We start from the raw sequence: 5,767 nt of genomic DNA on the forward strand, positions 1-5,767 counted from the left end.
AAAACGGCTGATCGGCTCGATGTTCACCGGGACTCCCTGGGCGGCGTCGCGCCGTGCGCGAAGGCGCCCGGCGCCGCAACGCCGCGGCTCGTCATTACATCGGCAGGGGGTGGGGGGACTTGAGGGGGGCGGGAGAACGCGCGCATCGCGTGTCCCGGCAACCTGCTCGGTAGGAGCCTGCGTGCAGGCGACCGGGAGGTGGGCATGGCGCGGATGCGACGTGACGGGCGCGAGCACTCGGAAACCGTCACTCCGGCTTCGCCGGAACGACGGCAACCATGCGGACTCGTTCCGTTCCGGCCCACGCACCGCGCTCGCCCCGTTTCCCGCAATACCCCCTAAAGTCCCCGCCCGCCCTGCCGCTAAGGGCGTCGTAGCGGACGAGCCCGGCGCGTGCCGGGCGACGAGGTCGATCGATGGCACGAGCACGACAACGGCGGCGCGGCGAGCGCGCGGCGCCCCTGCGGCTGGCGTTGCAGCCCGCGTTGCGCATCGCCGGCGCGCATGCGCTGCGCGAGCAGTTGCTGGAGGCGCTGGCGGCGGGCCGGCCGGTGGTGCTGGAGGCCGGCGCGGTCGAGTCGACCGACACCGCCGCGCTGCAGCTCCTGTGCGCGTTCGTGCGCGAAGGCCGCGAGCGCGGCATCGCCGTCGAGTGGCGGGCGCCGGCGCCGGCGCTGGCGCGCGACGCCGGCCTGCTCGGCGTCGCCGCGCTGCTCGGCCTGCCCGATGAAGTAACCGCCGCCCCCGCGGCGGAAGCCCTTGCGGAGTAGACAACGATGACCAGCATTCTCGCCGTAGACGATTCCGCCTCCATGCGCAGCATGGTGGCCTACACCCTGCGCGGCGCGGGCTTCGACGTGCAGGAGGCCGAGGACGGCCAGGCCGCGCTCGACACCGCGCGCGGGCGCCGCTTCGACCTCGTGCTGGCCGACGTCAACATGCCGCGCATGGACGGCATCAGCCTGGTGCGCGAGCTGCGCGGCCTGCCCGACTACAAGGGCACGCCGATCCTGATCCTCACCACCGAATCGAACCCGGAGAAGAAACAGGAAGGCAAGGCCGCCGGCGCCACCGGCTGGCTGGTCAAGCCGTTCGATCCGGAGCAGCTGCTGGCGACGGTGCGGCGCGTGCTCGGATAAGCCTCCATGGCGAAGGTCGACCTCAGCCAGTTCCACCAGACCTTCTTCGACGAGAGCCTCGAGGGCCTCGACGCGATGGAGGCGGCGCTGCTGAAGCTGGATCCGGCCGGCGTCGACGCCGAGCTGGTCAACACCATCTTCCGCGCCGCGCACTCGATCAAGGGCGGCTCGGCGACGTTCGGCTTCGCCGACGTGGCCGCGTTCACCCACGTCGCCGAGGAGCTGCTGGAGGAGCTGCGCGCGGGCAAGCGCGCGGCCACGCCGGAGCTGGTCGAGCTGATGCTGCGCTCGGTCGACTGCCTGCGCGGCATGCTGGACCGCGCGCGCCGCGGCGCGCCGTCCGCCGACGCCGACAGCGACGCCGTGCTGGGGGCGCTGCGCGCGCTGGCGCGCGGGGACGTCCGCGCCGCGGACGAGGCCGCCGATGCGGCCGTGCCGCCCGCCGTGCCCGTCGCCGCCGCGCCGGCGGTCGCCGGCTGGGAGATCCTGTTCCGCCCCTACGAGCACCTGCTGAAGAGCGGCAACGACCCGGTGCGCATGTTCCGCGAGCTGGCGCGGCTGGGACCGCTGCAGGCGCGCGCCGACACCGCGCGCCTGCCGCTGCTGGCCGAGATCGATCCGGAGGCGTGCTACCTCGCCTGGGACCTGCGCCTGGAAGCGGCGGTGCCGCGCGCCGCCGTCGAGGCCGTGTTCGAGTGGGTCGACGGCGACTGCGAGCTGCGCGTGACGCCGATCGAAGCGCCCGCAGCGGCGGCGTCGATGGCCGATGCGCCGGTCGCCGCGCCCGCGCCGCCCGCAGCGGCCGCCATCGCGCCGGTGCCGGTCGCCGCGGCGCCCGTCCCGGCGGCTGCGGTTCCGCCCGCGCCCGCCCGCGCCCCCGCGCGCAGCGAGGCGCACGGCGGCGACACCGGCTCGATCCGCGTCGCCATCGAGAAGGTGGACGCGCTGATCAACATGGTCGGCGAGCTGGTGATCACGCAGTCGATGCTCGGCCAGCTCGGCGAGCGCTTCGAGCCGTCGATGCTCGAGGCGCTGCGCGCCGGCCTCGCCCAGCTCGAGCGCAACACGCGCGAGCTGCAGGAAAGCGTGATGCGCATCCGCATGCTGCCGATCAGCACGGTGTTCAACCGCTTCCCGCGCCTGGTGCACGACCTCGAGCGCAAGCTCGGCAAGCAGGTGCACCTCGAACTGCACGGCGAGCAGACCGAGCTCGACAAGACCGTGCTGGAGAAGATCGGCGATCCGCTGGTGCACCTGGTGCGCAACGCCATCGACCACGGCCTGGAATCGCCGGAGCGGCGCCGCGCCGCCGGCAAGCCGGAGGCCGGCACGCTGCGCCTCAACGCCTACCACCTCGGCGGCAACATCGTCGTCGAGGTCAGCGACGACGGCGCCGGTCTGGACCGCGAAGCGATCGTGCGCAAGGCGCGCGAGCGCGGCCTGATCGGCGCCGCCGACCAGCCCGACGACGCGGCGGTCGCCGAGCTGATCTTCCAGCCGGGGTTCTCCACCGCCGCCGCCACCACCGACCTGTCCGGCCGCGGCGTCGGCATGGATGTGGTCAGGCGCAACGTCAACGACCTCGGCGGCACGGTCGCCGTGGCCAGCCGGCCGGGGCAGGGTTCCACCTTCACCATCACCCTGCCGCTGACGCTCGCCATCATCGACGGCCTGACCGCGCAGGTCGGCGACGAGCACTACATCATCCCGCTGGTGTCGATCATCGAGTCGATGCAGCTCAGGCGCGAGCAGATCAACCGCATCGGCGGCGAAGGCGAGGTGTTCCGTTTCCGCGAGGGCTATCTGCCAATCGTGCGCCTGCACGCGCTGTTCGGCTGCCGCAACGCGGTCACCGACGCCACCCAGGGCATCGTCGTCGTGGTCGAGGGCGAAGGCCGCCGCGTCGGCCTGCTGGTGGACGCGCTGCTCGGCCAGCAGCAGGCGGTGATCAAGTCGCTGGAGGCGCACTACCGCCGCGTCGGCGGCATCTCCGGCGCCACCGTCACCGGCGACGGCTCCGTCGCGCTGATCGTCGACGTGCCCGGCGTGGTGCGCCTCGCGCACGCAAGGACGCGCGCCGCCGCGTGACCGCGTGCGGCGCGCGAGGCGACGCGGCGCCGGGACTCCGGCGACGGGCCCCGCTCCGCGGCTCAAGCTTTGTCCGCAGCGGCCGAATTACCGGCAGGAGCGCCCGCACGGTCGGGCGCGGACGACGAAGGTGCGCAGCATGAGCGAGATCACTCCCCGCGACGGCGTCCAGGCCGGCGCGCAAGCCCTGACGTTCAGCCTGGCCGGCGAGGAGTACGGCGTCGACATCCTGGCGGTGCGCGAGATCCGCGGCTGGTCGAAGGTGACGCGCGTGCCGCAGGCGCCGGCGTTCATCCTCGGCGTGCTGAACCTGCGCGGCGCGATCGTGCCGATCATGGACCTGCGTGTGCGTTTCGGCCTGCCGCGCGAGGAATACACGGCGACCACGGTGACCATCGTGGTGGCGCTGAACGGCCGCCACTTCGGCATGGTGGTGGATGCGGTGTCCGACGTGCTGGACGTGCGCGTCGACGACGTCAAGCCGGTGCCGGACTTCGGCGCCGCGGTCGACACCGAATATCTGAAGGGCCTGGTCGCGGTCGGCGAGCGCATGGTGATGCTGCTCGACGTCGAGCGCCTGCTCGGCCACGACGACTGGGCGCTGGTCAAGGCCGCGGCGGACGAGGCCGCGGCCGCCTGAGCGGCACCCCGTCCGGCCGTCGATCCCGCGTGAGCACGTAGGGCGGAACCGGCGCGGCCGCTTCCGCCACTGCGCCGGACACGTTTCGGCGGACCATCGGCGGAAGCCGCGTCGCGGCTTCCGCCCCACGCGCTCCCGCGCCGCCGCGCGCGTGTCCGCGACAGGGCTCCGCTTCGGCCGGCGTCCCGCAGCCGGAGCGCGGGGAGAGCCCTCAAGCTTGCGCCGCTGCTGCCGATGCAGTGACTGCGACACGGCCCTCGCGGCATCACCCTCGGGATTCCACCATGAAACTTCCGCGGTTCCAATTCACCTACACGCTGAAGCTGCGCATGCTGGTGCGCCTGGCCTCGGTGCTCTTCTTCCTGGTGCTGATCGGCGGCGCCGGCGTGATCGGCATGCAGCGCTCCAGCGACGCCACCGGCGCGCTGTACCACGACGCGCTGGTGCCGGCCACCCTGGTCGGGCGCATCCTCAACGACATCAACGCCAACTGGACCGAGCTGCAGCGCGCGGTGCAGGCGCGCCAGGCCTCGCAGGTGAGCGCCAGCCTGCCGCTGATCGAGAAGGGCCAGGCGGAGATCGAGCGGCTGTGGGCGCAGTACCAGAAGTCCGCGCTCACCGACGCCGAGCGCAAGCAGGCCAAGCTGTTCGAACAGGACCGCGAAATGCTGCTCGCCGGCATGAGCGACGCGCTGGCCTCGCTGAAGGAAGGCGACTTCGACCGCGCGCAGGCGATGGTGCAGATGAAGGTGATGCCGGCGTTCGCGCCGGTGCAGTCCGACATCTCCACGCTGCTCGACCTGCACGTCAAGAGCGGCGAGGCCAAGTATGAGGCCGCCGCCGCGCAGAGCGTCTCGGCACGCAACATCACCATGCTGGTGATCCTGATCGGCATTCTGCTGTCGCTGGGTTTCGACGGTCTGTTCATCCGCTCGGTGGTCGGCCGCCTGCGCGAGGCCACCGCGATCGCCAAGGCGATCGCCGAGGGCCGCCTCAACAACACCATCAGGGTCGCCTCGCGCGACGAGATCGGCCAGTTGCGCGAAGCGCTGCACGACATGGATATGCGCCTGACCGAGATCGTCGGCGACGTGCGCGCGGGTTCGGAATCGGTGTCGACGGCGGCGAAGCAGATCGCGCAGGGCAACGACGATCTCAGCCAGCGCACGCAGGAGCAGGCCAGCTCGCTGGAGGAGACCGCTTCCTCGATGGAGGAGATGACGGCGACGGTGAAGCAGAACGCCGAGAACGCCTCGCAGGCCAACCAGTTGGCGCGCGGCGCGCGCGAGCAGGCCGAACGCGGCGGCGAGGTGGTGGCGCGCGCGGTGCAGGCGATGGGGGCGATCAACGCCTCCAGCAAGAAGATCGCCGACATCGTCGGCCTGATCGACGAGATCGCCTTCCAGACCAACCTGCTGGCGCTGAACGCGGCGGTGGAAGCGGCGCGGGCGGGCGAGCAGGGCCGCGGCTTCGCGGTGGTGGCGACGGAGGTGCGCAATCTGGCGCAGCGTTCGGCGGGCGCGGCGAAGGAGATCAAGGGCCTGATCGCCGACTCGGTGGACAAGGTGCGCGCGGGCACGGAGCTGGTGGACCAGTCGGGCCACACGCTGGCGGACATCGTGGAGAGCGTGAAGAAGGTGACGGACATCGTGGCGGAGATCGCGGCGGCGAGCGCGGAGCAGTCGTCGGGGATCGACCAGGTGAACCAGGCGGTGATGTCGATGGACGAGGCGACGCAGCAGAACGCGGCGCTGGTGGAGGAAGCGGCGGCGGCGAGCCGGGCGATGCAGGAGCAGGCGGAAGAGCTGCTGCGGCAGGTGGCGTTCTTCCGCATCGAGGGCGCCGCGCCCGCCGCGGCGCCGCGCGCGCGGCCGGCCGCGGCGGCGGAACCGGCGGCGCG

Annotated in this window: 5 protein-coding genes; all 5 read left to right on the forward strand. The window is 72.4% G+C overall.

Annotated features, from left to right (window positions below):
- Positions 1-416 precede the first annotated feature (416 nt).
- Entirely contained in the window at positions 417-770 is a 354-nt protein-coding gene (locus MBSD_RS07730; protein ID WP_082306553.1) for an STAS domain-containing protein, read from the forward strand.
- A gap of 6 nt (positions 771-776) precedes the next feature.
- Complete coding sequence (locus tag MBSD_RS07735) at positions 777-1,139, forward strand: response regulator (protein ID WP_062536630.1); 363 nt, start codon at positions 777-779, stop codon at positions 1,137-1,139.
- Between the two features lie 6 nt (positions 1,140-1,145).
- Positions 1,146-3,227, forward strand: a complete 2,082-nt coding sequence (locus tag MBSD_RS07740; RefSeq protein ID WP_062536632.1) for a chemotaxis protein CheA — start codon at positions 1,146-1,148, stop codon at positions 3,225-3,227.
- 139 nt (positions 3,228-3,366) lie between these two features.
- A complete protein-coding gene (locus MBSD_RS07745; RefSeq protein ID WP_062536634.1) occupies positions 3,367-3,867 on the forward strand; it encodes a chemotaxis protein CheW in 501 nt (166 codons plus the stop codon).
- 284 nt (positions 3,868-4,151) lie between these two features.
- Positions 4,152-5,767: methyl-accepting chemotaxis protein (locus MBSD_RS15880; protein WP_062536635.1), on the forward strand; the 1,616-nt coding region annotated here is incomplete at its 3' end.

The sequence above is a fragment of the Mizugakiibacter sediminis genome (genome assembly GCF_000953855.2).
Taxonomy (GTDB): Bacteria; Pseudomonadota; Gammaproteobacteria; order Xanthomonadales; family Rhodanobacteraceae; genus Mizugakiibacter; species Mizugakiibacter sediminis.

Coding starts and splice junctions, on each gene's coding strand:
- MBSD_RS07730 (WP_082306553.1), top strand. CDS start 417: ATGGCACGAGCACGACAACGGCGGCGCGGCGAGCGCGCGGCGCCCCTG.
- MBSD_RS07735 (WP_062536630.1), top strand. CDS start 777: ATGACCAGCATTCTCGCCGTAGACGATTCCGCCTCCATGCGCAGCATG.
- MBSD_RS07740 (WP_062536632.1), top strand. CDS start 1,146: ATGGCGAAGGTCGACCTCAGCCAGTTCCACCAGACCTTCTTCGACGAG.
- MBSD_RS07745 (WP_062536634.1), top strand. CDS start 3,367: ATGAGCGAGATCACTCCCCGCGACGGCGTCCAGGCCGGCGCGCAAGCC.